This window comes from Candidatus Frankia alpina (assembly GCF_902806485.1).
Classification (GTDB): domain Bacteria; phylum Actinomycetota; class Actinomycetes; order Frankiales; family Frankiaceae; genus Frankia; species Frankia alpina.
In genome coordinates this window covers 1-26955 of the sequence record NZ_CADCWT010000042.1, presented here as the reverse complement: position 1 = coordinate 26955, position 26955 = coordinate 1, and the positions used below count along the sequence as shown (strand labels likewise).

The following is a 26955-nucleotide window of genomic DNA, read 5'->3' as shown; positions in this document are numbered from 1 at the left end:
ATACTCCGCGTAGCAGATCGCAACCTAGAACGATCTTCCCGGGGCCCTGGGCCGCAGCACTGTCGGCCGGGGCGAATGTGAACCAGGCCCGTTCCTCGCCCTCCGACCAGGCCGGGGTCACCGTGTTCGATCCGGTCACGCCGATCCGGACACTGGCGTTCCTCTCGCGGCAGCTGATCGACCGACGACGGACCCGGGCCCGCATCGAGCTGCCGCAACCGGCGCTGCGCGGTCACCGCTGGCTCGACGTCCGCCTGAGCACCCTCATCCGCGGCGACGGGCTGATTGTCGTCGTCGAGGACGTAAGTGAACGGCGCCATCGCGAAGAGGACCTCCGCCGTCAGGCCTCAACGGATCCGATCACCGGGCTGGCGAACCGGACAGCGCTGGGAACCCTGCTCGCGGCCAGACTCACCCCCAGCGGATCAGGCGCGTCGGACGCCACCAGAGCACGGGACGTGAACGCAGCCTCATCCGCGCTGCCACCTCCTTCCCCGGAACGAGCCGGGACCGCCGTTCTCTTCCTGGACCTGGATGCATTTCGTCGAATCAACAACTCCTTCGGATATCCGACCGATGATGCCACCCTTCATGCCGTCGCCCGACGCTTTTCGAGCGTACTCGGCCCCACCGACATCATCGGGCGATGGGACGGCGACGAGTTTGTCGTGCTTGCCGGCTCCGGGGATGCGCCGAATGTCGCGGACCTTGCCGAACGGCTGGCAGCGGCCCTCGACGAACCGCTCGACGTGCACGGCCACCGAATCCGGCTGTCGGTCAGCGTGGGGGTCGCCCTCGTGGGCGCGACTCCGTCCCACGCCGGCGACAACCATCCTGAGCAGCGTGAACAGGGACGCCGCCTGGGAAATCAGGGGGCCGTTGGCGCCCCGGGCGAGGACGGAGACGCTCTGGTCGCCAGGGCCGGAACGGAAGTGACCCGGGCCCGTTCCAGACTACGGACCAGCCGCGACCACCGATCCCGCTCCGGTCAGTAATTCGGCTTTCCGGTCGTCCGATCGATAGGTTCGCGACCACAACGCAAAATTCATATACGCAGCGTCGTCCGAGCTAGCCGGCGGGCGTTTCAGGTCGTATCTTCGGCCCATACAGATCGCCTTCACCGTTCACGATTTCCGCACCGGAACGAACGTCGACGTGCTTCTGCGCGCCCGTGCCGACACACCACTCGGCGTCGTCGCCGACGCGCTGGCGACCGCCGTCCGCGCGTCCCGCGGGACCTCGGCGCGGGCCAGCCCCCGGCCCTCACTGACTCTCGCCGGCCACGGCCGGCCGCTCAGCCCGACTCTGCCGCTCGCCCGGTCGCCGTTGATCGAGGGCGCTGTCGTGTTCCTCGACGCGCCGTCAGCCCGCCGGGCCTCGGGCGCAGGTCTGGTCCATCTGATGGTCACCGCCGGCCCCGACGCCGGCGTCATTCATCCGCTGCCGGTCGGCGAACACACCGTCGGCTCGGCTCCTGACAGCGCCATCCTGCTTGCCGGCCCCGCCACCGACGAACCCGTGCTGACGGTGCGGGTCGCCGCCGATGGAAGCTGTTCGGTCGCTCCCGGTCCCGGCACCAGCGCCGTCGAGGGGATCAGGCTGGCGGCGCCGGCTCGATCGTCGCCTCCGTGCGCACTCCGAGCATGGCGTTGCGGCTCCTGCGTCCCGCCCCGGTCACCCCCCTGGCCCTCCCGTCCACCACCGTCCCGGGAAGGCTCGACGTCAACCGCCCGCCACGGCTGCGCCCACCCCAGCGGGCGTCCACCTTCGCGCTGCCCGCGGCGCCGCAGGAGCCCCGCCGAGCGCCTGTCCCCGTGCTGGCCACGTTCCTCCCCCTACTTGCCGCTGTGGCGATGGCCGCGGTGCTGCACACGCTCTACGTCCTGCTGTTCGCCGTTCTCGGGCCGTTGAACCTGATCCTGTCCGTGGTGAGCGGACGTCGGCGGGACCGCCGCGAGTTCCGCGAGGCCACCGCGCGCCATCGCCGACTGCGCGACGAGGTGGAACACGCGGCGCAGGCGGCGCTCGAAGTGGAGTGCGCCGAGCGCCACGCCGAGCAGCCCGACCCGGCGAGCCTGTTCGCCACGGCCTGGCAGCGGGATTGCGGGCTGTGGGCGCGGCGCCGGGGCGACGCCGACTATCTGCGGCTTCGCCTTGGCATCGCGAACCAGCCAAGCGCCGTCCGGATCACCGATACCCCCGATCACCCGGCCGACCCGATGCGCGCCGATCTGCCTGCCGTGATCTCCCTGAGCGAGAACGGCGTCGTCGGGGTCGCGGCGCCGGGCGCCCGGTCCCAGGAACTCGGCTGGTGGCTCGTCGCGCAGGCCGCCGTTTTGCACAGCCCCGAGGAACTGACGATCCGCGTGGTGACGGCCGAGGCCGAGCGTGCCGCCGGGTGGCGCTGGATTCGCTGGTTGCCGCACTGTCGTCCCGCCGCGCAGGACGCCGCGGTGCGGTTCGCGGCGGACGAGGCAGACCGGGTCGCGTGCGTCGCCGAACTCCGCTCGCTGATGCAGCGCCGCGAGGGTTTGCCGCCCGATCGCCGCCCCGCCGGCCCCGACGTCCTGCTCGTGCTGGACGGCGCACGCTCGCTGCGGTCGATCACCGGTCTGATCCAGGTGCTGCGTGCCGGCCCGCCGGTGGGCATTCACGTGCTCTGTCTGGAGTCCGACGTCCATGATCTTCCGGTCGAGTGCCGGGCTGTGGTGGAACCCGACGGCGGGCATCTCACGGTGCGCCAGGACCGGGCAGGGATGATCAGGAATGTTCGCGCCGACCTCATCGGTCCGGCCGGGGACGGTGGTCACGCACCGCCCGGGGCGGCCCGTTGGTACGAGTCGGTGGCGCGGGCACTCGCGCCGCTTCGCGTCGCGGCCGACGACGACGCCGCGCTCCCCATGGCCGTGCGGCTGTCGGACATCATCGGCGGGGGCCGACCGGTCGCGTCGACGATCCTGCGGAGGTGGTCGTCCGCCCCGGCCACCGGGACCCCGCCGCGAAGCCGCCCCGTTCCGGTGGGAGTCGCCGGCGGCGGGACGTTCACCCTCGACCTCTCCCGCGACGGCCCACACGGACTGATCGCGGGCACGACCGGATCGGGCAAATCGGAACTGCTTCAGACGATCATCGCCGCGCATGCCGTGACCTACCGGCCCGACGAGCTGGTGTTCGTGCTCGTCGACTACAAGGGCGGTAGCGCGTTCGCCGAATGCGCCGCGCTGCCGCACACCGTGGGTCTCGTCACGGATCTCGACCCGCATCTGGTCCGCCGGGCCCTGACCTCGCTGTCCGCCGAGCTACACCGCCGCGAGGCGCTCCTCGCCCGGTTCGGCGCCAAGGATCTCGACGCTCTACGCCGCGCGGCGCCGGGGGCCGGTCCCGGCGAGCTGGCGATCCCGCCGCGGCTGGTTCTCGTCGTCGACGAGTTCGCCACCCTGGCCCGGGAGCTGCCCGACTTCGTCACCGGGCTGGTCAGCCTCGCCCAGCGCGGGCGCTCCCTCGGCATCCACCTGCTCCTGGCCACCCAGCGTCCAAGCGGCGTCGTCTCCCCGGAGATCCGGGCGAACACGAATCTGCGCATCGCCCTGCGAGTGACCGACGGGGCCGAAAGCGAGGACGTCGTCGGCTGTCCGGATGCCGCCGCGATCGCGCCCGCGACCCCCGGCAGGGCAGTCGTACGCACCGGGCCCGACCGGCTCACCACCGTGCAGACCGCCTGGGTGGGCAGTCCGGTTCGGCCGGAAGGCGACGAGGCCACCGGCGCGGCCGCTGCGCGCGTGACCCTGTTGGCGTGGCCCGAGCCCGGTGTACCGGTGCCGGGGCCGGGCCGGCCGCCCAGCGTCGCGTCTCGGGACTCCGCGGCCAGCGATACCGAGCTGACCGTTCTGGTGCGGGCGGTCCGCGAAGCCGCGACCGCCCTGAGGCTTCCTGCCCTTCCCAGTCCCTGGCTTCCGCCGCTACCGGAGCGGATTCCTCTCTCCTCGCTGCCGGCCGCCGCCGGTTCCGACGAGCGGCACGCACGCCCCGCAGGTCCGCCGGGGCGGCGCCGTCCCGGACCCGGCCGCACCGACGCGGTGCTCACCCCGGTCGCCATCGGCCTGTCCGACCGCTGTGATCGCCAGTTGCAACAGTCCCTCGCGTTGGACCTGGAGGGCGGCGGCCATCTGATGGTCGTCGGCGCGCCACGGTCCGGTCGTTCCACGGCCCTGCGGACCGCGGCGGGGGCGATCGCCAGCGCGCTGTCCCCCCGAGACGTCCACATCTATGGGCTGGACTACGGCGGCGGCGCCCTGACCAGCCTGCCGCACACCGGCGCACTCGTCGGCCGGGACGATCCCGAGCGGGTCGGGCGGATGCTCGCCCGCCTGACCGTCGCCGTCGAGCAGCGGCATCGGCGACTCGCCGCGGACGGGGTGGCGGATCTGCGGGAGGCGCGCGCCGTCACCAGCAGCGACCCCGCTGTCCGCCCGCCCTACCTGGTGTTCCTCCTCGACGGCTTCGAGGGTCTGCTCGCCGCGTCCGAGGACTCCGACAGCGGGGAACTCGTCGACAGCCTCCTTCGGCTGTTACGGGAGGGCTCGGCGGCCGGGCTGAGGGTGATCCTGTCCACGGATCGGCGCGGGCTGACCGGCCGGCTGGCCTCCCTCATCGACGAGCGGCTGATCCTGAGGATGGCCGATCCCGGCGACTACGCCCTGGCCGGCATCTCGGCCGCGAACATGCCCGAGCAGCTGCCCCCCGGGCGCGGGGTCGTGATCGGAGGTCGCTTCCCGACCCCCGTCGAGGTCCAGGTCGCCCTGCTCGATGCGGAACCGACCGGCCGCGCCCAGGTGGCGGCGTTACGAACCATGGGCGCGCAGGTCCAGACCGCTGCCGCAGTGGGACCGGTCGGGGCCGAAGACCGCCCCTTCCGCGTTGAGGCGCTGCCGGACTGCGTCACCCCCGCCCGGATGGCCGCCGCCGCGCAGGTCCGCCGGGCCGCCCCGTCCCGTCTGCCACCCGTACCCCGGCTGCAAGCCATCCTCGGACTCGGCGGAGACGAACTGGACGTGGTCGACATCGACCTCGGCGCGGAGCCCGGTTTCGTCGTGGGCGGGCCGCCGCGCACAGGGCGCAGCTCGACGCTGCTCACCATCGCACTGTCACTGCTGGCCGGCGGTGCCGACGTTGTCGCGGTGACGCCGCGCCCCTCACCCCTGCGCGCGCTCGCGGGCCATCCGCGCGTGCTGGCCGTGGTGGACGCCGGTCTTGACCACGTTGCCGGGTCCGGCGACGTGGGCGGCTCGGCCCTGCCGTTCCCACCCCGTGGAACGGCCCATCCCACCGCCGAAGCGGTCCCACCCTGGGTCGTCAGGCCGGGAGAACGCCCGCCGGTCGTCCTCGTCGACGACGCCGAGCTGATCGGCGAGCCGGCGGCCACCGAGCTGGCGAGCTTCTGGCAGCAGGCCCGCGACGCCGGGGGCGCGCTCGTCCTCGCCGGTTCGACGGAGGAGCTGGTGCTTCAGTACCGCGGCTTCGTCGTCGACGTCCGCCGTGCGGGACACGGCCTGCTGCTCGCCCCGAGACGGCCCGTCGACGGGGAGCTTCTCGGCCTCCGGCTCCCTCGAGCCGGCCCCGGACCCGTGCCGGCGGGCCGGGGCCTGCTCATCCAGCGTGGAGTCCTGCTCCCCGTCCAGGTCACCTGCCCGCCGGCCGCCCTCCCCGGCCCGCTCCGTCTCCGACCCACCACGAAGGGAATCGCATGAGAACTGTCACGACCCCGGCGGCGATGCAGGCCGCCGCCCGAATGAGCCAGTTGCTGCCCAGTCTGCAGACGACGGCCGGGAACCTCATCGACCACGGCAACACCCTCGCCGACCCGCGCAACTGGGAGGGCCCGAAGGCGCAGGTCTTCCGTGGGCAGGTCTGGCCGGAGGTGCAGCATGCGCTCACGAACCTGCACACCGATCTCACCGAACTGGCCCACGGCATCACCGAGATCAACAGGCGGACCGCCGCAGCAGGAAGCTGATCGTCGTCGCTTCACCCCTGTCGCCCTCGGCTGCCTGTTCTCATGCCGGCCGAAATCATCCTGGAGGACACTGTAACCTCGCCGTCCGACATCACCGTTCGTAGCACCCCACAGGCCATAGCCGCGGTCTCGGACCTCGCCTCGATCGTCAACGGTCCGCTGCTCTCCCGCTTCGACGAGCTGCGGTCCACCGCGAGAACCCTCACCGACCCGGAGAGCTGGGACGGGCGCGGCGCGACCGAGTTCCGCACCACCGTCTGGCCCGGCTACGAGCGCACCCTCACCGAGCTGCACGCCCGGCTCGACCAGCTGCGTACCCGGCTCGCCGACATCCAGAGCGAGATCCAAAGCGCCGGTTGACCGGTGTTGCGCCCCGCCGGGTCAGTGACGAGGCCCAGACGCACCCCCCAGCAGACCGACCGCCGCCTCGGCGCCAAGCAGGAGGCAGGCCCGGGCGGTCCGGACGACGGCCTCGACAATCTCCATCTGCAGCAGCGACCAACCAGAGCCAAGATCGAACAGATCTGTGGTCGGGTGCCGCTCCGCGAAGCGGGCGGCGGCCGCCGGCCAGGCGTCCGCCGGAAGCGGGACGACCCATCCACCGAACGCGACCGAGACCCATTGCCCGGAGCTGGGTGCCGACCCGCACAGGTTCAGCCGGGTCGCGACGTCCTCGTCGCCGAGGCTTGCGGCAAACGGTGTCGGGGCGAGCAGCAGTACCCGGGAAACAGCCGAACCGCTCGCCGCCGTCTCGGTCGACGGCTCCTCCGCGGGTGACCTCGATCCATAGACCGGGTGCGAGGGGGACACCCCGGGCGGCGGCCAGGGCACCGCAACGGGGCCGGTCTGCGCGTTCGACGGCACATCCACGGCCACCGCCGTCGCGAAACGCAGGCCGTGTGCGACCAGACCACCCCACAGCGCGAGGCTCCCGTACGGGGCGGCCCTGATCAGGGAACGTCCCGCCGTGACCGGTGCGCTGTCGACGCGTCGCCGCTGGTCCGTCATCCAATGCCTCCACATCGAACCGCGAGTCATACTTAGGTTCACATAACTTAATAGAGGAGGCGATGATGCGCCACGGGCTGGCGGCCACGCCGAGACGCCACCAGGCCGGGTCCCGCACGGACAGGGCGGTCCGGCCCCACGAACCGGCGGCCTCGGAGGAACCGAAACTGGTCACGTCCCCACCGACCTGTCCCGTCGACGGCCCGTCAGACAGACGCCCGGAAGTCGGGGCCGTCGGGAACGATCCGGAGCTCGCCGGCTCGCCGTCGCGAATCCGTTCAAGCCGCATCCCTGCACTCGGCCCGCGCCGACCAACACCGCGGACTCGCGAAGCACGAGATTACTCAGCGCAAGGTTGAATCCGGACAATTAGCCTTGGATCGGGTACCGAATGCTCATCGTGCGTGAGAGCTCCCGGATCCGTCATCCCTATATTCCCGCTCCACGACCGTGCTGGTACGATTACAGCTGGTTCGTCCCACTGTCGCCGTCTCGGCGCAGCAGCGCGAGGAGGCCGGATGCCCACTGCGCGCTGCCTGCAAAGGGAGCTCCGGACGACGCCGGCTGGCGGTTCCGGCCGCGCCGCATTCCCCGCCGACTGCTCCCGAGCATGTCCGCGTTCATCGATCCGGGCGTCCGGCTACGGGATCGGGTTAATCGTCACAAGAAGGCCAGAGAACTCTTACTTCGCCCCGGATTCCCGCGACAGTGGACTTAGCATGAACGCCACGCGACGTGCCCCGCGGACCGACGCTGTCCCTCGCCCGGCACGCACGTCCGCCCGACCCTGCGCCTGATCGGGGACGAACCATGTCGACCACGCCGTTCCCCTCGGCACCGTCGCCCTCGCATCCGCCCGCCTCTGCGGGAATCCCGGCCGCACCGGAACCCCCGCCGCAGCCAGGCCCACCGCAGCGAGCTGCGAAGTGGCGGCGCGGCCCGGCCGCAGGGGCGGTGGGCGGCGGTCACGCCGCCGGCGTCGCAGCCGTGCCGACCCGACAGGCGGTGCCGCCGGTTCCGGCCGAGGAGCGCGCGCGGGAGCGGCTGCAGGCAGCCGGGGCGATCGCGGCGATCGCCGTAGCCGTTCTCGGCATCCCCGCGATCCTCGCGCTGGTGCTCGGCCCGCCGATCCGGGGCAACAATGGGGCGGGCGGAGTCGTCCGGGCGATTCTGGCCCTGCTGTTCTGGGCGGCGTGGGCGCACTTCATCGCCTGTCTCGCTGCGGAGTGGCGCGCGGAGGTTCGCGGCAGCGGCCTCGCCCCGCGAATCCCCTTCGGCGGCGCCCCCCAGACGTTTGCCCGCCGTCTCGTCGTCACCACACTGCTGCTCTCGGGCACCACAGCTCTCGTGGTTCCGGTGACCTACGGGCAGGAGACGACCCGCGGCACGCGACCCGGGGCGCTGCGGGCCATGCCGACGGCGGGTCCGCGCCCGGAACTGGCGCCACCTCGGGTAGCGGATGGCGACGACCCTCCGCGTGTGGCCACGAACCGCGGGACCGGCCTCGACACCGGGGTCGCGCCCGACGACGCGGACCCACCGGTCCCGGCCCCCCGCGGGTGGGCCGCCCAACCCGTCCCATCCATCGGCCGACCCGCCAGACCCGCCGATCGAGCCACGTCGCGCGGCGGCGGTCGCTTGATGCCTGCGGTGCCTGCGGGCGACGGCGGGTATGAGGATGCTCCCCATCTCGGTGATCGACACGACGGCTTCTACGACTTCGACGGCTCAGACGACTTCGACGACTCGAACGGGGCGTGGACGGCGGGATTCGCCGCACCGGTCCCCCCGGTGCAGGAGCCTGTCCTCGGCCAGGACGAGCTATCGCCGCCCTGGCACGCGGACCGCCCGGAGCTGATCAGCCCGGCTGCGGACCGGCACGGCCGCCTCGTCCCCGGCGAGCGAGTGGTGAAACTGTACGAGGTACGTCCGGCGGAGGGACGCCATCACGACACCCTCTGGGGCATCGCCGAGCGCTTTCTCGGTGATGGGCTGCGGTACCGGGAGATCTTCGATCTGAACGAGGGCCGCACCCAGCCGGACGGCCGGGTGTTGTCAAAACCGTCCCTCATCCACGCCGGGTGGGTCCTGCTCCTGCCCGCCGACGCACAGGACGACGGCCTGCGCGTGCTGCAGATGCCCGAGGGCACCGCCGGCCCGCCGCAACCCTCGGCTGGCACCGACGGCGACGATGATCTGGGCGATCTTTTCGATCACGACGACTTCGACGATGCCGCGGACGCCGATGCCGTCCTCGACGCCGGGTCCGGTGGAACCGAGAACCGGTACGAGGCATCGCACCTTCCGGCCGTGCCAGACGCGCCGGAACCGGTGGCGGGGCAGCTGGTGGCCGCCTCCCTCGCGCCGCCACCGGACTTCCTGGGAGTCGCGGCTGCCGGCCTGCTCGCGGCCGGAGTGATGGTGGCGCTGGCCGGGCGCCGCAGCGGTCCGGCGCAACCACCACAGGACGCCGCGGAACGAGCGCTGCTGCTCGCCGCGGACACCGAGGCAGCCCGATTCATCGACCGGTCACTGCGGGTGCTGTCCGCCTCGCTCACCGATCAGGATCGGCTGCTTCCCGCGGTCTACGCCGCCATCCTCACCGAGGATGCGCTGATCCTGCACATGGCGCCCGCGCAGGACGAGCCGCCACCGCCGCCCTGGACGGCCGGGGAGGTTCCCGGATCCTGGTGGATCGAGCGCACGCCCACGCCTCAGGCGGGAGCGGGCGGTGACTTCATGATCCCGCCAAGCCCCGCGGTGCCCGCTCCGTTCCCGGCACTGGTCAGCTTCGGACATGACGACGCCGGCTCGCGCATTCTCGTCGACCTCGAGGGCGCCCCCGGTGTGATCAGCCTCCTCGGTGACCGCGCGATCGCGACGCAGATCGTGATCGCCGTCGCCCTCGAGCTAGCGACCAATGTCTGGTCGGACGACCTGCGGGTCTGCCTGATCGGCTTCGCCGACAACGACCTCGACGAGCTGCTGACGATCGCCCCGCAACGGCTGTGGACCGCGGCCAGCGTTGCGGAGGCCCTCGACGAGCTGTCCGGGCCCGACGACGAAGATGCGGACTTCGACGGCGGAACCGCTGACGACTTTCCGCTCGAAGCGGGTCAGCGGATAGCCGGCAACCCCGGCGCGCTGGCCCCCGACCTGCTCGTCCTCGCGGCGCCGCCGCACGAGGCCGACATCGCTCGGCTGACGAGAATGGCGCGGGGACGCCGGCACGCCGTCGGCGTCCCCGCCGTCGGCGTCCTCGCCGTCGGCGACTCCCCGGCCGCCCGGTGGCGGTTCACGGTCGGGCCGGACCGTCGGATGTCGCTGGGTGTGCTGGGCGTCGAGGTATGGGCGCAGTCCATCACAGGACCGGAGTACCAGGCGATCGCGGCCCTGTTCCGCGAGGCGGACGCCGCGGCCTATCCAGCTCCCGCCGGACCAGCCGATGACAACACGCCGCCTCAGCCCGGTCCGGCGTCTCCCCCACTCGTCGTCGCCCCGCCGCCGCCGCCGCAGCCACCACCGACGGCGACGGGACCCGCGCGCGGCGGCGGGGCGTCGCAGGCGGCCCCCGGCGGGACGGTGCCCGCGACGGCGCACCCCGCAATGGAGCACCCCACGCCGGGCGACAAGATCACCCGACCGCCGGCCCGACCCGGCTCCGTTCCCGGCGTTCTGCCATGGACGCCGCAGCTCTCGGCGATCCCACCCGCGCCCGGCCCGCGGGCCTCCGGTCTCCCCGCGGCAGACGAGGATTTCACCCGGCCGCCGGCGAACGGTCACCGGGATCCACTTGGACCGCCGCCCGCCCTGCTCGCCTCCCCGGGCGGTCCGGCGTCGCCCGGACCGGCAGCGCCGCCCGGACCGGCAGCGTCCCCGGTCGCCGTGCCTGCTGGCGCCGAGCCAGCGCCCCGGACGACACCGGCATCCGGTCCGACTCCCACGCCGCGCCTGGTAGCACCCGGTGACACCAACCCGGACGACACCGGCTCCACGCTGCTGTCCCATCCGAGCAGTCCGCTCATCCGGCCAACTGACATTCCCCACGTGCCTGCGGTGCTCTACTTCGAGACCCCGCGCATGCGGGCCAACCGTCAGGCTCAGGCACCGGCGGGCACAGCGGAGCAGAGGGCGGATGCCGCTCCGGCGGCGATGCCGGCCTCACAGCCGGCGCCCATGCGGTTCCCGGTACCTCCCGAGCGGGTGCCGACTCCGCCGCGCCCAGCATCCCCACCGCGTCCGCCGATTCCGCCACCCAACGAAATCCTCGGCGCAGCACCGGCAGAGCCAGCACCAGCAGCACCGGAACCCGGCGGGCCAAAACCCGCGCAGACCGTGCGCACTCCGGGGCCGGGAAACTACTCCGACGGGGAGACGACCATTCCGAGCGGCCGAGGTTGGCCGGCCGGCCCGGTCCCACCATCACGAACGACGGCGACACCAACGACAGCAGCACCAGCCGCAGCAGCAGCGGCAGCACCGCCGGCCGTGACAGCCACGTCGGCGGCGGTGCGCGAGCCGCGATCCGACGAGCCGATGGCCACGGGTGAGGCCCAGGTCCGCGTCCTGGGGCTGCCCACCGTTGAAGGACCGGGCCGGCAACCGACGGACGACCTCGATCTCCTGACCGAGATTGCCGTGTACCTCGCCCTGCACCGCGAGGGCGCGCACCGTCGACTGCTCGCCGAGGAGATCTGGCCCCCGGACGCCGCGGCCGGCGACGGCGCCGTCGACGCCGAGGGGCGGCCCCGGCTATCCCTCGACCCGCAGGGGCGGTGGCGGCTGAGCCCGGACGTGCGCTGCGACTGGGAGCTGTTCGTCGCCTACACCCATCGGGCCGGCCTGCCCGGGGGCGACACCGAGGCGGACCTGACAACGGCCCTGCGGATGGTCAGCGGCCCGCTGTGGACGAACCTGCCCCCCGGTCGGTACCGGTGGGCGACCACCGGCCCCATCGCGCGGAGCACCCGGGCCGGTGTCGTCGATGTGGCTCACCGCCTCGCCGAGCTCACGTTGAGCTTCGGAGACACGATGACGGCCATGGCCGCCTGCCGCGCCGGGCTGCGGGCGGTGCCGGCATCCGAGGCGTTGTGGCGCGACCTGCTGCGCACCGTGTCGGCCCGGGGCGATCGCCGCACGCTCGAGGCGGTGACCACGGAGATGTACCGGACCATCGGCGCCGGCGGGACCCCGCGGGGTGGCCGGGCTGAAGCCGAGACGGACGCGCTGGTCCAGACGTTGCTGCCGGGGTTTCGGCGGGCACGGAAATGAGACAGCGGTGGATCACGAGGACGCCGGCCCGCCGTCGGCCGCCGGCCGGACGGGGCATTGTTCGCCCGCTGCGGGATCCGGGCGAGGGGCTCGCAGCGCCGGCGCGAAGGCGACGATCGTCGCGAGCAGGACAAGCACGACCGTCAGGGCACGGTGCAGGCCGATGAGTTCGGCGAGCCCACCCACGACCGGCGGTCCGGTCAGCCAGCCGGCGTAGCCGACCGCGCTGACCACGGCGTCCGACGGCGCAGTAGCCGGGCAGGGTGGCCGCACCACCGGGACGCTGCCGAAGCGGGTCACCGCGATGCCGGTAAGCCACCGGGTCAGGACGGCACCGACCGGCGCGCCGAGCAGGGCCAGCCCCAGCCGCCCGTCGCCGAGGCGCAGGTCGGCCTTGATCTGCGGCACCCGCGGCACCCAGCTCGCGAGTATCAGAGCCAGGACGAACAGCGCGATCATCGTCGCGGTCCGAGCATGGGCAAGGCGCCGACGCCGCAGCAGACCGTTCCCGCCGGTCACGGCCGCACGCCCCTCGTCACCCGGTCCCCAGCCGCACGCCCGCCCGTCCGCGCGGGCACCCGGCCCGCTCCGGCGCTGCATCGCATACTGGCCGGATGCGGCTGATCCTGCTGTCCGATACGCATCTTCCGACGCGGGCACGGGCGTTACCCGCCGAGCTGTGGACCGCGGTCGAGGAAGCGGACGTGGTGCTGCACGCCGGCGACTGGGTCAGCCGGGACGCCGTCGACGAGCTGGCGGCGCGAGCGGAGCGGCTGATCGGCTGCTACGGCAACAACGACGGCCCGGCCGTCCGGGAGGTCATGCCGGAGGTCGCCCGGGCCACCCTGGGTGGGATGCGCTTCGTGGTCGTCCACGAGACCGGCCCGGCCCGGGGACGGGAGCGTCGCATGGCGGCCGCCTACCCTGATGCCGACGTGCTGGTCTTCGGCCACTCGCATATTCCGTGGGATTCGACGGTCGGGCGCTCCCCCGGGCCGGTTGGCGCGGCCGGGCCGGCCGGCGCGGTGGCGCACCCGCTGCCGGGCACGCTGCGCCTGCTCAATCCCGGCTCCCCCACGGACCGCCGACGCCAGCCCGCGGCCACGTACCTGACCGCGGTGGTCGCCGGCGGCCGCCTCGGCGAGGTCGTCCTGCACCCGCTGCCGTCCGGCCGGGCGAACCGAGGGAGTACATCGTGGGCAGGCTGATCTACACTGCAATCGCGTCACTCGACGGCTACGTGGTCGACGACTCTCGCCGACGCGTTCACGTCGCGGACCCGGCTCGAGCGGGAGTTCGATGCGGACGCGGTCCGCCGGCTGGTCGCCGCGACCGAGGGCGACGTCTCCATCGGCGGCCCCGCCCTCGCCGGCCATGCCATCAGGGCCGGCCTGGTCGACGAGTGTCACCTGCTCCTCACGCCGTTCGTGGTGGACACGGACGTGGACACGGACGGCCGAGGCTCAGGCCACCCCGTCGGCGGCGAGGATCCGGCGGGTGTGGCGGCGCAGCCGGTCGGCCTGCCGCCGAAGCTCCTCGGCCCGCGCGTCCAGCTCGCGCCGTACGGCGATCAGACCCTCCACGGGCACCACGTCGCTGCCGAGCACGTCCCGAGCAGTCCCCGGTCCGGGCGTGTGCGCGCCTGATCTCGCCTTGGGAACACCTGGCCCGAGCGCGGACGCACCTGGCCCGATGGCGGCCGCCGTCGATCCGGTCGGGCGGCCGACACGGCGGACCGCGCGGCCGGCGTCCGACCCGGCCGCCGATCCAGCGGCCCCTGGCATCGGCGCGTGGGTCCCGGCCACGGTCCGGCCGTCGAGTTCCGTCCGGATGGCGGCGGTGCCGACCTGGGCAACCCCGGCGGCGACATGATCAGCGGAGGCAGAAGCGACAGCGGCAGTCGCAGGAGCGGCAGCACCGGCGGCGCGCGACATCGGGCGCCGCCGGTGGGAATCGGGGCGCGCGGCCAGGACCGCGGCGACTGCCCGCGCCGACCGGGGCGGGCGCAGTTGCTCCTCGAAACGGTCCCGTTCGTCGGCGAGGCACGCGAGCTCCTCGCCGATCCGGTCCAGATCGCGCTGCAGGCGGCGGCGCAGGCGCCGAACCGCCGGCCCGCTCGGCCCAGCCTGCCGGCTGCGCCGCAGGTCGTGACGCAGCCGCTCCAGGTCGTGGTGCACCTGCTCCTCCAGCCGGGACAGCCGGCCCTGGGCCTGGCGCGCAGCCAGCCGTGAGAGCTGCCCGGTGATCAGCGGCGAACGCGCCAGCGCCCGGACGCCGACCGTCATCACGAGCAGGCCGAGCAGCTCACCGGCAAGCGCGAGCGGAGTCAGCCGCAGCTCGCCGCCGAGCAGCCCCACGCCGATCGCGACCCCGGCGAGCGGTTCGACGCTGACCGACGCGGGCAGCGACGCGGGCAGCGGGGCCATCTCGTAGGCGCTCTGCGCGAGCAATGCGCTGATCACCGCCACAGCCGCGACGGCCCAGGGGAGCCAGGACCGGGCGATGGCGTCGACGCCGTCAGCGGTCAGCAGGTGACCGGCGGCGCTGACGAGCGCGGCCTGCAACGCGGACAGCAGACCCGCGGCGCCCGCCAGCAGCGGCGCACGGCGCACGGCCGCCAGCCGCCGCGTCCCCCAGACCGCGCCGAACACGACCAGCCCGACGAGGATGCCCGTCAGCACCCAGCCACCTGAGGTCGCGGCCTCGAAATCGCCCGAGTCCGGCTTGCCGGCGAACACGAACAGGGCGAGCCCGGCGGCGGTTGCGGCGGCGGCCAGCCAGTCCCGCCGCGGCACCACCCGCCGTGCGAGCAACGCGGCGAGCGGCAGGGCGAACAGCAGCTGGCAGATCTGCAACGGTTCGACGAGCGCGACGGCGCCGTGGGTCAGCGCGGCCCCGGCCAGCAGGCTGCCCAGCGCGCCGATGGCGACGCCGAAGTCCCACAGCGGTCGGCGCACCAGCCAGAGCAGCAGCCGCAACCGCAGGACGTCACCGGGTGGCGCGCGGAAGGCCACCCGCTGCTGGATGACGGCGGCCACCCCGAAGCACACGGCGGCTCCCAGGCCGAGCAGATAGGTCGCCACGCCTCCTCGATCCCGCCGTGGTCCCGTCGCGCCCACTGGCGACGGTCCGTCCGTCGCCGCGTGACGCCGGCCCCCGGCGTGTACCCGGCCCGTTCAGCGGCCGGTCCCCACAGGGTGTCATGCCGGTGGCCGGATAACGGTCGCCGGTCGTTCATCCGTCCCCGTTCGGGCGCCGCGGGCGCTACATCTCACAACCCGCACCGCCACCGCGGCGGCCGCCGGAGGGGGTGACGGGCACCCGGCGTCGGGGCATCGACCAGACTGGGGACGTCTGGGTACAAGCCGGCACATTGCGACATCGAACCGGCGCAAGGAGGCGTTCACGATGAGCGAGCAGACGGGGAGCGAGCAGGCAGAGAGCGGGCAGGCGGGGACGGCCGTGGTGACCGGCGGCGGGACGGGGATCGGCCGGGCGATCGCGCGGGCGCTGACCGAACGCGGCGACCGGGTCGTCATCGTCGGGCGCCGCCCCGATCGGTTGGAATCCGCGGCCAAGGACATCAACGCCGAGGTCGGCGGCCCGCCGGTCCTGCCCTTCGCCGCCGACGTCACCGACCCCGACCAGGTCGAACGCCTCGCCGGGTTCGTCACCGGCGAGTTCGGCACCCTGGATGTGCTGGTCAACAACGCGGGCGGCACCCACTCCGCGCCGGTGACCTCGCTGCACGACCTGGCGACGAGGCACACGACGCTCTACCTGCAGAACGTCGTCAGCGCCCTGCTGGTCACGCAGGCGCTCGGCCCCGCGATCCGGCGGCCGGGCGGGCGCATCATCATGATCAGCTCCAGGTCGGCGCGCAGTGCCGGCGGTGATCCCGGCTACGCCGCCACCAAGGCGGCACTCAACCGGCTCGTCGTCGGCCTCGCCAACGACTACGGCCCCGGCGGGGTGACGGTCAACGCCGTCGCCCCCGGCTACGTGCCGGACACCGAGCTGTACTCCGGGGCGATCCCGGCCGAGTGGCACGAACGGATCGTCGCGGGCATCTCGGTGGGCCGCGGCGGGCCGCGGCGGGGAGCCCGCCGAGATAGCCACCGTGGTCCGCGACCTCGCCGCGCCGGGTTCGTCGTTCGTCAACGGCACCGTCATCGAGGTCGACGGCGGTTTGCGACCCAGCACCTGAGCCGCCGATCTGAGCGGACGGCGGCGCCGGCCGCCGCGTGCCGTCATCGTTCTGCTGGCCTGTCTCCTGCTGGTCGCGGGCTGCCTCGGGCGTGATCCGGACACCGCCGGCGGGGACGGCGCCTGCAGCGCGACGCCCCCGGCCAGGGAGGCGCTGGACGGGGCCGTCGGGTCGCCCGCGCCAACCTCGTCGCCCGCGCCTTCCCCGGCGTCGGGCCTCTACCCGACGGCGGCGGCCGATGACGCGCAGACGGCGTGGGTGGAGTCGACGCTCACACGGATGACTCCCGAGCAGCGGATCGGCCAGCTGCTCATGGGATACGTGTTCGGGACGTCGGCGGACGACCGTGACCCGACCGCGCTCGCCGGCAACCGGACGGTCGCGGGGACCGACACGGCCGCCGCCGCGGTGCACGACCTCGGGCTCAGCGGTGTCGTCCTGTTCGACGCCGGCGGCACGGGTCCCGGCGCGCTACCCGACAACATCGTCGCCCCCGGCCAGGTCCTCGGCCTCACCGCCGGGCTGCAGGGCGCCGCGGCGATCCCCCTGCTCGTCGCCGCCGACCAGGAGCAGGGGCCGGTGATGCGGATCCGCGACGGGGTGACCCTGCTGCCCGACCAGCTGGCGCAGGGCGCGAGCGGCCGCGTCGAGGACGCCCGCGACGCCGCCCGGGTGACCGGCGCGGACCTGCGCGCGCTCGGCGTCAACGTCGACTTCGCCCCCGACGCGGACGTCAACACCAACCCCGCCAACCCGGTGATCGGCGAGCGGTCGTTCGGCGACGACCCGGCCGCGGTCGCCCGCCTCACCGCGGCCGCCGTGAGCGGCTTCGCCGCAGCCGGGGTGGCCGCCGCCGCGAAGCACTTCCCCGGGCACGGCTCGACCTCGGTGGACAGCCACCTCGACCTGCCGGTCGTCGCGTCCTCCCGCGAATGACTCGACGCCGTCGACCTGGCACCGTTCCAGGCCACCATCGCCGCGGGCGTGCCGATGGTGATGGTGGGGCACCTGCTCGCCACCGCGTTGGACGGCGCGTCCCCGGCGTCGCTGTCTGCGGCGGTGGTGACCTCGCTGCTGCGCCGCCAGCTCGGCTTCGACGGCGTCATCGTCACCGATGCGCTGAACATGGCGGCGGTCACCAGGCAGAATTCGCCGGGCGAGGCCGCCGTGCGCGCCGTACTCGCCGGCAACGACCTGTTACTGATGCCGCCTCGGCTCGTCGAGGCCCGCGACGGCCTGCTCACGGCGATGCGCACCGGCCGGATCCCGGCCAGCCGCATCGACGATTCGGCGCGGCGCGTCCTGCACCTGAAATGGCGCCGCGCGCATGCCACCCAGGCGCCGGCCGGCGACGGTCCCGCCGTGGCCGCCCGCGTCGCCGCCCGGTCGGTCACTCTCCTGGCCCAGGACTGCGGGGTCCTCCCCCTGCACACGGGTCGCCCGGTCACGGTCGCCGGCTCGTCGACGGCGGCCGACCGCCTGCGCGCGGCGCTGGCCGCCCGCGGCATCGCCGTCTCGGCACCCACCGCAGTCTCGGCACCCACCGCCGCAGCGAGGTCCGGCGGCGCCGCCGGGACCACCCCGGTGACGATCGTCCTCGCGGGCAACGCCGGCCCGCCCGCCCGCGCCACACCCGGCACGGTCGTCGTCTCCACCGCCACGCCCTACCACCCGCCGACCGGCGCCGCCGCGTGGCTGGCCACCTACTCCACCGACCCGGCCTCCCTCGCGGCCCTGGCCGCCGTGCTCACCGGCGCCGCCCCACCGCTCGGCCGTCTCCCGGTCACCGCGACCGCCCCCGCGGGCCGTCCCCTCCCCCGCGGCTCCGGCCTGACCACCCTGCGCTCCTGCTGAGGAGTTACGGCTTGCGGCCGATGGCGCCGTAGGCGCTGACCTGCGCGTCGGTCAGGTCGGCCGGCACTGCGGCGTCGGGCCGCCAACGGTGCACCGACACGAGCCCCGGGTCGAGCAGCTCCAGCCCGCCGAACAGCGCCTCGACCTCGGCGCGCGCCCGAGGCCGCAGCGCAATCCCCTGCGCACGGTAGGCCTTGGCGCCGGCCTCGATCGACGGGTCGTGGTCGGGGGTGAGATGGGACAGGACGAGGTGGCTGCCGGCGGGCAGGGCGTCGACGAGCCGGCGGACAATGCCACCCGGGTCGTCGGAGTCGAGCAGGAAGTGGCCCACCGCGAGCAGCGACAGCGCCACCGGCCGGGCCAGGTCGAGGGTGTCCACGACCTCCGGGGCGGTCAGGATCCGCCTGACGTCCCGCACGTCGGCATCGAGATAGGCGGTCCGCCCCGTCGGGGTGCTGGTGAGCAGCGCCCGGGCGTGGGTGAGCACGATCGGGTCGTTGTCCACATAGACGACCCGGGCGCTCTCGACGGCCTCCTGGGCGATCTCGTGCAGGTTCGGGCTGGTCGGGATCCCCGTGCCGATGTCGAGGAACTGGTCGATGCCGACCTCGCCGGCCAGGTAACGCACCGCCCGGGCCATGAACGCCCGGTTGGCCCGGGCGGCGGTGCTCGCGTTCGGCGCGACGGCCCGAGCCTGCTCGGCGGCCTCCCGGTCGGCCGGGAAGTTGTCCTTCCCGCCCAGGTAGTAGTCGTACATCCGAGCCGGGTGCGGCCGGTCCACCCGCAGGTCCACGGGCTTCGGCTCGTCGGCCCTGGACCGCCACCACGGTGTCCCACCCGAGTCCTCGGACCCGTACGGATCGCTGCTGATCTCCGTGTTCACCACTGCCCCTCGCTGCCGCATGTCAGCCCATACCGGCGCGAACAACCCCGGGTGCCGGCACGAGAATACGAGAGAGGGTCGAACCGCCACCCGCCCGGCGCCTCGTCGGGGAACGACGACGCCATCTCAGGTGGCGGCCAGCCCGTCACTCGACCTCGACCACCTGACCCTGGCAGGAGGTCACCGTGTGCTCGCGGTCAGCGGTCCCGGCCGAACACCTTGGCCGGGGCTTCGATGAGTTTGCCGACCCGGTCGTAGATCGCGACCTTCGATGATGTCAAAGTCGGGGCGCTGCGCCGCAGGTGATGGGCGCACAGCAGGAGGTCGATCTCGTGGGCGCGCGACCCGATCGGGGCGAGCACCACCTGCGCGACCGGCTCGGAGGGGCAGCAGCAAGACCGGCTGCCGGGCTCGATCGCCCGGTGTGGTGCGCGTGGATCCGCGGCAACCGCGCGGTTGCCGGCCTCCGGCCTGGACACCACGGCCGACCCGGACCGATGCATGGCGGGGAGATTCATAGGGTAGACATCCCGCTGCTACCGCCCGGGCAAACGGGCCGATCGGCCCCCTGTGTTCAGTCCGCAGCCCGATCGGGCGGGCCGTTTCCCCGTCCACCGGGTGCCGTTGACGCTGCCGAACGACCAGCGGACGATCTCGGCAAGCTGGTTCTCGTTGGCGACGTACTGCATCGTCGCGGTCAGCGCACAGCGCCCACACCGCGGCGCCGACGCCGAGTCCGCCGGCGCCGACCGGACCGGGCTGCCAAGCCGGAAGCAGAGATCGTGATGGGGAGGGCGCCAGCAGATGATCGACCACAGGGTGCGGGTGCATCGCAGTTCGGAGCGGTTGGAGCGGCCGGACCAGCTCGCCTGGAAGATCGCCGCGGTGGCGAGCGACCCGGTGGAGGTGCTGCCCGAGGTCGCGAAGATGGTGGTCAACCGGGTGATCGACAATGCCGGGGTCGCGGTGGCGTCGCTGCGCCGCGCGCCGGTCACCGCGGCCCGTGACCAGGCGGTGCGCTACCCGGCCCCGCCCGGCCGCGCCGGCTCGACGGTGTTCGGCCTGGCGCCGCAGGTCCGGGCGTCGCCGGAGTGGGCGGCGTGGGCGAACGGCGTGGCCGTGCGCGAGCTCGACTTCCACGACACGTTCCTCGCCGCCGAGTACTCCCATCCCGGCGACAACATCCCGCCGATCGTCGCCGTCGCGCAGCACCTCGGCCTCGGTGGCCGGGGGCTGATCCGCGGGATCGTCACCGGTTACGAGATCCAGGTCGCCCTGGTCCGCGGCATCTGCCTGCACCAGCACAGGATCGACCACATCGCGCACCTCGGCCCGTCGGCCGCCGCCGGCCTCGGCACGCTGATCGGCCTGCCCACCGAGGTCGTCTGCCAGGCGGTGGCACAGGCGCTGCACACGACGACGACCCGGCAGTCCCGCAAGGGGCAGATCTCGAGCTGGAAGGCGTACGCCCCGGCGTTCGCCGGGAAGGTCGCGATCGAGGCGGTCGGCCGGGCGATGCGCGGGCAGGGCGCGCCGTCACCGGCCTACGAGGGCGAGGACGGCTTCGTGGCCTGGCTGCTCGACGGGCCGGACGCCCGGTACGTGGTGTCGCTGCCCGGACCGGGCGAGGCCAGGCGGGCCATTCTCGACACCTACACCAAGGAGCATTCGGCCGAGTACCAGAGCCAGGCGCTCATCGATCTGGCCCGCCGCCTGCGCCCCCGCCTGGGTGACCTGTCCCGGGCGAAGAGGATCACCATCCACACCAGCCACCACACCCACCAGGTGATCGGTTCCGGTGCCGGCGACCCGCAGAAGTACTCGCCGACGGCCAGTCGGGAGACGCTGGACCACTCGATCCCCTACATCGTCGCCGTGGCGTTGCAGGACGGCGACTGGCACCACGAACGCTCCTACGCCCCGCAGCGGGCCGCCCGCCCGGACACCGTGGAGCTGTGGCAAAAGATCGTCACGGTCGAAGACGAGGAGTGGACGCGCCGCTACCATGCGACCGACCCGGCGGAGAAGGCGTTCGGCGGCCGGGTCGTCGTCGAACTGGACGACGGCGAGACCGTCGTCGACGAGATCGCGCTCGCCGACGCCCACCCGCTCGGCGCCCGGCCGTTCGGCCGGCCCGAGTACATCGCGAAGTTCCGCCGGCTGGCCAAGGGCGTGATCTCCACCGAGGAGCAGGACCGCTTCCTCGACGTCGCCACCCGGCTCCCCGAACTGGCCCCGGACGAGCTCGGCGGGCTCACGCTGGTACCCGAGTGGCCGCTGGGCACCGGCGAGACGGCGGGGCTGTTCTGATGTTGCACGCCCGTACTCCCGCCCATGTCCGCCGGGCAGTGCTGCGTGAGCAGCTCGCCTCAGGTCGGCTGCTGCGTTTCCCGGGGGCGTTCAACCCGCTGTCCGCCGTGCTCATCACCGAACTCGGCTTCGAGGGGGTGTACGTCTCCGGCGCGGTGCTGTCCGCGGACCTCGCCCTGCCCGACATCGGCCTGACCACACTCACCGAGGTCGCCGGCCGCGCCGGGCAGATCGCCCGGGTCACCGACCTGCCGACGCTCGCCGACGCCGACACCGGCTTCGGCGAGCCGATGAACGTCGCCCGCAGCGTCCAGGTCCTGGAGGACGCCGGCCTCGCCGGCTGCCATCTCGAGGACCAGGTCAACCCGAAGCGCTGCGGCCATCTCGACGGCAAGACGGTCGTGCCCGTCGAGGAGATGGCCCGCCGGATCCGCGCGGCCGTCACCGCCCGCCGGGACACCAACTTCGTCCTCTGCGCCCGCACCGACGCCCGTGGGGTCGAGGGCCTCGACGCGGCGCTCGATCGGGCCCGAGCCTACGTCGACGCTGGCGCGGACATGATCTTCCCGGAGGGGCTGGCGGACACCGCCGAGTTCGCCGCCGCCCGCGCGGCCGTGGACGTGCCGATCCTCGCCAACATGACCGAGTTCGGCAAAAGCGAGCTGCTCACCACCGCGACGCTCGCATCGGTCGGCGTCAACGTCGTCATCTACCCGGTGACGCTGCTGCGCCTGGCCATGGGCGCCGCCGAGGACGGCCTGCGCCGCCTCGCCGCCGACGGCACCCAGGCCGGACTCGTCGACCGGATGCAGCACCGGTCCCGGCTCTACGAACTCCTCGACTACGCCGCCTACAACACCTTCGACGACGGCGTGTTCACCTTCCGCATCCCAGGCACCCCCGGTGCCGGGTGACAAGGTGGCGTTGACCGTCGAGCGCCGGAGGACGACTCCGGCCGCCGCGGCGCAGTGCCCCATCCCGGCGCTCCCGTCGGGACGGTGGCTCGTACCGGGACGGACGTCAGGTTCGATTCCCGCTGTCCATCGCGGCGGCGCGCCACCCACGCCGGGTATCCCGGCCCGCGGGGCGACGGCCGGGAGCGAAGGCGAGCAGGAACGTGTCGACGCCGGCGGCTATCGCCGTCCGCAGCTCGGCATCACTCACCTTCCTGGTGCCGAGGGCGGACAGGGCGGGAAGATCGCCGGAGATGAGGGCGAGGAAGTGCGCCGCGGCGGTGTCGGGGTCGGCGAGTTCGAGGCGACCGCGGTGGGCCAGCCGACCGGCGAGGGCGTTGTGCAGGCGGGCCCCACCGCGGGCCAGCGCCTCGTCGAACAGGTCGGGAAAGCGGGCGGCCTCGGCGTACATCAACCGTTGGAGGACCCAGCCCTCCTCGGTGAGCTGGCAGTCGATGACCTCGCGGGCAACGCGGGACAGATCCCCGGCGAGGTCGTCGCCGTCACCGTCACCGTCGTCGGCGAGAGCGGCGAGAGCGGCGAGAGCGGCGATCATGTGATCGCTGGTGCGCGAGGCGCCGTCGAGGATGAAGACCCGGAAAAGGGTCTCCTTGTCGCCGAAGTGGTTGTAGACGGTCGGCTTGGCGACTCCCGCCAGCTCGGCGATCGCCTCCACCCGCGCCAGTCCGTAGCCGTCGCGGATGAACGTGCGCAGCGCGGCCTCGAGGATGGCGGCCCGCTTGTCGATCCGGCCACGACGGGCTGCGGTGCCGGCGGTCACGCGGCAACCATACCTTCGGCGGGCCATCAGGCCAGATTGATTGAACCCGATCGTTCAATATAGTGTTCAGAGAGTCAAATACCGCTTCTGGCTACCGGAGGGCCCGCCGTGGTGTTGGAGGACCGGATCGACGCGCAGTTACTCGACCGCCACCTGAACCCGGCCGCCCGCACCGGCCTCGGCCGGCTCTGGGACGGGCCGGGCACCATCCAGCTGACCGACGTCCTCGTCCCCGCCACGGATGGGCCCGGTGGACCCGGTGGACCCGACGTTCCGGTGCGGGTCTTCCGGCCGATGGCGGCGGACGTTCCCGCGCCGGTGGTGCTCTTCGTCCACGGCGGCGGTTTCACCGCGGGAGAGCTCGAGCAGTTCGACGCCCAGTGCGAGTGGTACGCCCACGCCGCTGCGGCGGTCACGGTGTCGGTCGGCTACCGGTTGGCGCCGCAGCACCCGTATCCGGCCGCGCTGCGCGATGTCCGGGCGGTCTGGCGCTGGCTGCACAACGCCGACGGACTCCGCCGCGGGGACGTCGCGGCGGAGCTCGGCATCGATCCGGCGCGTTCGGCCATCGTCGACTCCAGTGCGGGCGCGGCCATCGCGGCCGGTCTGGCGCTGTATCTGCGCGACCATCACGAGCCGCTACCGGCGTTGCTGCTCCTGCATGCACCCGTCCTGGACGACCGGCACACGACCCCGTCCAGCCATGCCATCACCGACCCACGCACCTGGAACAGGTCTGGCTCGCAACGCAGCTGGGCCTCCTACCTCGGCCCGGCGGCCGCCCCTGGCGCGGACGTGCCCCCCCTACGCCGCACCGGCCCGCGCCGCGAGCCTCGCCGGCCTGCCGCCGACCTTCCTGATTTCGGGCGATCTCGAACTCGCCCGGGACGAGGTGCTGGACTTCGCGAGCCGGCTGGCTCAGGCCGATGTGCCCGTGGAACTTCACCTGTACCCGGGCGCCACGCACGGCTTCGACGTGGTCGTACCCGAGGCCGCCGTCAGCCGGGCGTCCCGGCGCGCCCAGACCGAGGCCCTGGTCCGCGCGCTGCATCCCGCCCGGTCCGCCCCACCTCGCTGAGCGCCGGCGTGCCCCGAACCAGCAGGTGCGTTGCGTCGGCGTGACCAGGACGATCACGTTGTGACGACAGGAGGAATCCCGGTGACCGGTCGGCGCCCACTGCATCTGACCGTCCATCTCGTCGGCGCGGCGAGCGGGGTGCTACCACTCTCGGAACAGGGACACCCGGTGATCTTCCAGGCCGGCGCCTCCGAGCCCGGACGCGACCCCGTCGCGGCCGGGACGCCCGAGCACGTCGCCGACGTCATCGAGCACTGGCACCGGGTCGGCGCGGCGGACGGCTTCACGCTGATGCCCGACGTCATCGCCGATGGACTGCCCGCCTTCGTCGATCAAGTTCTCCCGATCCTGCGACGCCGCGGGCTGTAGCCACACGAATATGGCGAGGCCACCCTGCGTGAACGGCTCGGCCTTCCGCTGCCGGATGGGGCCAGGCAAGCCAGGGAGGCCCGGCGATGACAGCGGCCATTTCCTCCCCGGGCCCGCGTCCCGCCGCCAGGATGGTCCCGCGTTGACCGCCCTGTCCGTGCTGGACCAGGGACCGGTCACCGCCGCCCTCGGGCCCCGGGCGGTCCTCACCGACGCCGTCGACCCCGCCCGCCACGTCGAGAATCTCGGCTACACCCGTTACTGGGCCGCCGAGCACCACGCCACCCCGAGCATCGGCATCTCCGCCCCCGAGATCGTCGTCGCCCACCTCGCCGCCGCGACCTCGGCCCTGCGCATCGGCGCCGGCGGCATGCTCCTGCCCAACCACACGCCCCTACACCTCGTCGAACAGTTCCGCACCCTGGAAACGCTGCACCCCGGCCGCATCGACCTGGGCATCGGCCGCTCCCACGGCACACCCACCCCGCGACGATCAGCGCGCTCGCCCGGTCCGGGCTGGACGGCGACGCGTTCATCACCCGGCTACGGGAGACCTTCACCCTCGGCGCGGCTGCGTGCCAGCCCGAACTCGGCGGCGACGGGCCGATCATCCCGCAGGACGTCGCGCTGCCACCCGTCATCCTGCTCGGCGCCAACGTCTTCTCCGCGCACACCGCCGCCAGCCTCGGGCTCGGCTACGCGTTCCTCGCCACCTACCAGGACCCCACCGTCGCAGTCGAGGCGCTGCGAACCTACCGGGACACCTACGTCGCCCCCGAGCCTGGCGCACGGGCGCACGCGATCCTGGCCCTCACCGTCGTCGTCGGCACCGACGACGACCACGCGCAGGCCCTGGCCGAACCATGGCGCCTCGTGCTCGCCCACCACGCGCTCGGCCGCGGGCAGTGGGTCACCGCCGACGGCCACCCCGCCGTCCCCGCGTCCGACGCACTCACCGTGTCGCGGGCGGGCCGACCGGTGGCTCAGGTGTCCTTCGACGCCGGACGGGTCGAGCCACCGCTGGTGGGAGCAGTCGCCCGCGAGGCCGAACCCGAACTCGACAACGCGGGCCTACGCGCGGCGATAGCGCTCCAACTGGAAGAGGTGCTCGCCTCGCGTTCCCGGATCGCCACCGCCCAGTTCGACGAGCGCCGCAGGATCGAACGCGCCCTGCATGACGGCGCCCAACAGCGGCTGCTGGCGCTGGCGGCCCAACAGCAGGCCGCGCTGCTCAACGGCGATCCCCGGCGCCGCCCTGGCGACCGGGGTGGTCGAGAGCCGCATCGCGGTCCGGGAACTGCGGGAGTTGACCAACGGCCTGCACCCCTCCGTGCTCAGCGACGGTGGATTGACCTCGGCCTTCGACGACTTGGCCACCCGCCTACCGGTACGCGTCCAGGTCAGCGAGCCCGGCCGGCGATTCCCGCACCATGTCGAGGCCGCAACCTGGTTCGTTGTATGCGAGGCGGTAACGAACGCCGTCAAGCACGCCGACACTGCCCGCATCACCCTCACCCCTGGACACCAACAACCAACACCAACACCGAGGAGCTGACGCTCACCGTGGACGACAACGGGCGCGGCGGCGCCGACCCCGACGGACAGGGGCTGCGCGGCATCGCCGACCGGGTCGCGGCCGTGAGGGGCCGGTTCTCCAGCGAGCGAGGCAACACCGGAGGCACGGTCGTCCGGGCGGTCCTACCATGCGGGTCGTGATCGCCGACGTACTCCGTGCTCTGGCGCGAGGGCCGCTGCCGCGGTCCGGGCCGACCTCGCGGTCGACGTCCGGGTGCCGGTTCGCGGGCGGCGTCGTGCACCTTTCCACGCTCGGCCACGCCATCTCCCGTGTCAGGAGTCCTGGGCGATCGCGGTGGTCCGGACCACCGATGACGGTGTTGAGGTAGCCGGGTTCACGGGACCGGTTCGGGTGGGCCGTGGACCCGGGCCGGGTACCGACGGCGGTTGTCGGACCGTCGGCACCGTCGAGGCCCACGAGACCGACCACATTTACCAGACCGACCACTCGTCGAGGGCGACGCGCTGGCCGAAGGCTCCCTGCCAGCGGGCGATGCTCGGCGATGGCTGTTGCCGCGTCACCGTCGAAAACACCGCCGGCGGCCACGCCTGGACCAACCCGATCCGCCTGAGACCGGACTTCGTCTCTTCCGCCACGCAGAACCTGCGCCACAGCCCCGGACCGCGCAACGAAACTCCTTATTAGGGCGGTG

The 26955-nt window shown here is 73.3% G+C and carries 21 protein-coding genes and 3 pseudogenes; 16 read left to right on the top strand and 8 right to left on the bottom strand.

What is annotated here, in order from left to right:
• The 4 genes from G6R25_RS07510 to G6R25_RS07495 all read left to right on the top strand — a co-directional run.
• Positions 1–995, top strand: a 995-nt coding sequence (locus G6R25_RS07510; protein WP_163552379.1) for a GGDEF domain-containing protein, incomplete at its 5' end; no start/stop codon positions are given.
• Positions 996–1628: 633 nt separating this feature from the next.
• Positions 1629–5747: an FtsK/SpoIIIE domain-containing protein gene (locus G6R25_RS07505; protein ID WP_235947722.1), complete on the top strand. Its 4119-nt coding sequence runs from the start codon at positions 1629–1631 to the stop codon at positions 5745–5747.
• Positions 5744–6013 (top strand): pyrophosphorylase, encoded by a 270-nt coding sequence (locus tag G6R25_RS07500; protein ID WP_136449280.1) that lies wholly within the window; start codon positions 5744–5746, stop codon positions 6011–6013. Before G6R25_RS07505 ends, G6R25_RS07500 begins: the two co-directional genes overlap by 4 nt.
• A gap of 42 nt (positions 6014–6055) precedes the next feature.
• Entirely contained in the window at positions 6056–6373 is a 318-nt protein-coding gene (locus G6R25_RS07495; RefSeq protein ID WP_136449279.1) for a hypothetical protein, read from the top strand.
• A 21-nt stretch (positions 6374–6394) separates the two neighbouring features.
• Here the strand turns inward: G6R25_RS07495 and G6R25_RS07490 are convergent, their stop codons facing one another.
• Positions 6395–7021, bottom strand: a complete 627-nt coding sequence (locus tag G6R25_RS07490) for a hypothetical protein (protein WP_136449278.1) — start codon at positions 7019–7021, stop codon at positions 6395–6397.
• 987 nt (positions 7022–8008) lie between these two features.
• Between G6R25_RS07490 and G6R25_RS07485 the strand changes: the two genes are divergently transcribed.
• Positions 8009–12292 carry a LysM peptidoglycan-binding domain-containing protein gene (locus G6R25_RS07485; RefSeq protein WP_163552378.1) on the top strand — a complete coding sequence of 1428 codons (4284 nt, stop codon included), beginning with the start codon at positions 8009–8011 and terminating at the stop codon, positions 12290–12292.
• 12 nt (positions 12293–12304) lie between these two features.
• Here the strand turns inward: G6R25_RS07485 and G6R25_RS26455 are convergent, their stop codons facing one another.
• Complete coding sequence (locus G6R25_RS26455; protein WP_235947721.1) at positions 12305–12811, bottom strand: MFS transporter; 507 nt, start codon at positions 12809–12811, stop codon at positions 12305–12307.
• A gap of 95 nt (positions 12812–12906) precedes the next feature.
• Between G6R25_RS26455 and G6R25_RS07475 the strand changes: the two genes are divergently transcribed.
• Positions 12907–13500, top strand: coding sequence for a metallophosphoesterase family protein (locus tag G6R25_RS07475; RefSeq protein ID WP_163552377.1), 594 nt, complete (start codon positions 12907–12909; stop codon positions 13498–13500).
• Between the two features lie 255 nt (positions 13501–13755).
• Here the strand turns inward: G6R25_RS07475 and G6R25_RS07470 are convergent, their stop codons facing one another.
• Positions 13756–15375: a DMT family transporter gene (locus tag G6R25_RS07470; RefSeq protein WP_205446950.1), complete on the bottom strand. Its 1620-nt coding sequence runs from the start codon at positions 15373–15375 to the stop codon at positions 13756–13758.
• A gap of 325 nt (positions 15376–15700) precedes the next feature.
• On the opposite strand from G6R25_RS07470, the gene G6R25_RS07465 reads away from it, so the two are divergent.
• On the top strand, positions 15701–16594 hold the full coding sequence (locus G6R25_RS07465) for an SDR family NAD(P)-dependent oxidoreductase (protein WP_473246882.1): 894 nt from the start codon (positions 15701–15703) through the stop codon (positions 16592–16594).
• 184 nt (positions 16595–16778) lie between these two features.
• A pseudogene (locus G6R25_RS07460) lies at positions 16779–18353 on the top strand (glycoside hydrolase family 3 protein).
• A gap of 4 nt (positions 18354–18357) precedes the next feature.
• Here the strand turns inward: G6R25_RS07460 and G6R25_RS07455 are convergent.
• Both G6R25_RS07455 and G6R25_RS07450 read right to left on the bottom strand, forming a co-directional pair.
• Positions 18358–19257: an SAM-dependent methyltransferase gene (locus tag G6R25_RS07455; protein ID WP_163552376.1), complete on the bottom strand. Its 900-nt coding sequence runs from the start codon at positions 19255–19257 to the stop codon at positions 18358–18360.
• Positions 19258–19433: 176 nt separating this feature from the next.
• Positions 19434–19754, bottom strand: a complete 321-nt coding sequence (locus G6R25_RS07450; RefSeq protein WP_235947719.1) for a hypothetical protein — start codon at positions 19752–19754, stop codon at positions 19434–19436.
• Between the two features lie 52 nt (positions 19755–19806).
• Here G6R25_RS07450 and G6R25_RS07445 point away from each other — a divergent pair, with 52 nt between their 5' ends.
• The 3 genes from G6R25_RS07445 to prpB are packed head-to-tail and all read left to right on the top strand — an operon-like array spanning position 19807 to position 22460.
• A complete protein-coding gene (locus tag G6R25_RS07445) occupies positions 19807–20022 on the top strand; it encodes a hypothetical protein (protein WP_163552375.1) in 216 nt (71 codons plus the stop codon).
• Between the two features lie 18 nt (positions 20023–20040).
• On the top strand, positions 20041–21546 hold the full coding sequence (locus G6R25_RS07440) for an MmgE/PrpD family protein (RefSeq protein ID WP_163552374.1): 1506 nt from the start codon (positions 20041–20043) through the stop codon (positions 21544–21546).
• On the top strand, positions 21546–22460 hold the full coding sequence (gene prpB / locus G6R25_RS07435; RefSeq protein ID WP_163552373.1) for a methylisocitrate lyase: 915 nt from the start codon (positions 21546–21548) through the stop codon (positions 22458–22460). The genes G6R25_RS07440 and prpB overlap by 1 nt, the downstream gene beginning before the upstream one ends.
• A gap of 106 nt (positions 22461–22566) precedes the next feature.
• Here prpB and G6R25_RS07430 read toward each other — a convergent pair whose 3' ends face one another.
• Positions 22567–23280 carry a TetR/AcrR family transcriptional regulator gene (locus tag G6R25_RS07430; RefSeq protein ID WP_235947716.1) on the bottom strand — a complete coding sequence of 238 codons (714 nt, stop codon included), beginning with the start codon at positions 23278–23280 and terminating at the stop codon, positions 22567–22569.
• Between the two features lie 294 nt (positions 23281–23574).
• Between G6R25_RS07430 and G6R25_RS30230 the strand changes: the two are divergent.
• The 4 genes and pseudogenes from G6R25_RS30230 to G6R25_RS30220 all read left to right on the top strand — a co-directional run.
• Positions 23575–24051: pseudogene (locus G6R25_RS30230) on the top strand (alpha/beta hydrolase); the annotation flags it as partial.
• Positions 23942–24358: an alpha/beta hydrolase gene (locus tag G6R25_RS30225; RefSeq protein WP_419469326.1), complete on the top strand. Its 417-nt coding sequence runs from the start codon at positions 23942–23944 to the stop codon at positions 24356–24358. The pseudogene G6R25_RS30230 and the gene G6R25_RS30225, both read left to right, overlap by 110 nt.
• Positions 24359–24418: 60 nt before the next feature.
• Positions 24419–24727, top strand: coding sequence for a hypothetical protein (locus G6R25_RS07420; protein ID WP_163552368.1), 309 nt, complete (start codon positions 24419–24421; stop codon positions 24725–24727).
• Positions 24669–25151: pseudogene (locus tag G6R25_RS30220) on the top strand (LLM class flavin-dependent oxidoreductase); the annotation flags it as partial. The gene G6R25_RS07420 and the pseudogene G6R25_RS30220, both read left to right, overlap by 59 nt.
• Positions 25152–25270: 119 nt before the next feature.
• On the opposite strand, the gene G6R25_RS26445 reads toward G6R25_RS30220, so the two are convergent.
• Entirely contained in the window at positions 25271–25654 is a 384-nt protein-coding gene (locus tag G6R25_RS26445) for a hypothetical protein (RefSeq protein ID WP_235947713.1), read from the bottom strand.
• 144 nt (positions 25655–25798) lie between these two features.
• Entirely contained in the window at positions 25799–26104 is a 306-nt protein-coding gene (locus G6R25_RS26440) for a hypothetical protein (RefSeq protein ID WP_235947711.1), read from the bottom strand.
• A 186-nt stretch (positions 26105–26290) separates the two neighbouring features.
• On the opposite strand from G6R25_RS26440, the gene G6R25_RS26435 reads away from it, so the two are divergent.
• Complete coding sequence (locus G6R25_RS26435; protein WP_235947708.1) at positions 26291–26443, top strand: hypothetical protein; 153 nt, start codon at positions 26291–26293, stop codon at positions 26441–26443.
• Positions 26444–26955 lie beyond the last annotated feature (512 nt).

Coding starts and splice junctions, on each gene's coding strand:
- G6R25_RS07475 (WP_163552377.1), top strand. CDS start 12,907: ATGCGGCTGATCCTGCTGTCCGATACGCATCTTCCGACGCGGGCACGG.
- prpB (WP_163552373.1), top strand. CDS start 21,546: ATGTTGCACGCCCGTACTCCCGCCCATGTCCGCCGGGCAGTGCTGCGT.
- G6R25_RS07455 (WP_163552376.1), bottom strand. CDS start 19,257: ATGCGGCAGCGAGGGGCAGTGGTGAACACGGAGATCAGCAGCGATCCG.
- G6R25_RS07490 (WP_136449278.1), bottom strand. CDS start 7,021: ATGACGGACCAGCGGCGACGCGTCGACAGCGCACCGGTCACGGCGGGA.
- G6R25_RS30225 (WP_419469326.1), top strand. CDS start 23,942: ATGCACCCGTCCTGGACGACCGGCACACGACCCCGTCCAGCCATGCCA.
- G6R25_RS07440 (WP_163552374.1), top strand. CDS start 20,041: ATGATCGACCACAGGGTGCGGGTGCATCGCAGTTCGGAGCGGTTGGAG.
- G6R25_RS07465 (WP_473246882.1), top strand. CDS start 15,701: ATGAGCGAGCAGACGGGGAGCGAGCAGGCAGAGAGCGGGCAGGCGGGG.
- G6R25_RS07450 (WP_235947719.1), bottom strand. CDS start 19,754: ATGAATCTCCCCGCCATGCATCGGTCCGGGTCGGCCGTGGTGTCCAGG.
- G6R25_RS07500 (WP_136449280.1), top strand. CDS start 5,744: ATGAGAACTGTCACGACCCCGGCGGCGATGCAGGCCGCCGCCCGAATG.
- G6R25_RS07495 (WP_136449279.1), top strand. CDS start 6,056: ATGCCGGCCGAAATCATCCTGGAGGACACTGTAACCTCGCCGTCCGAC.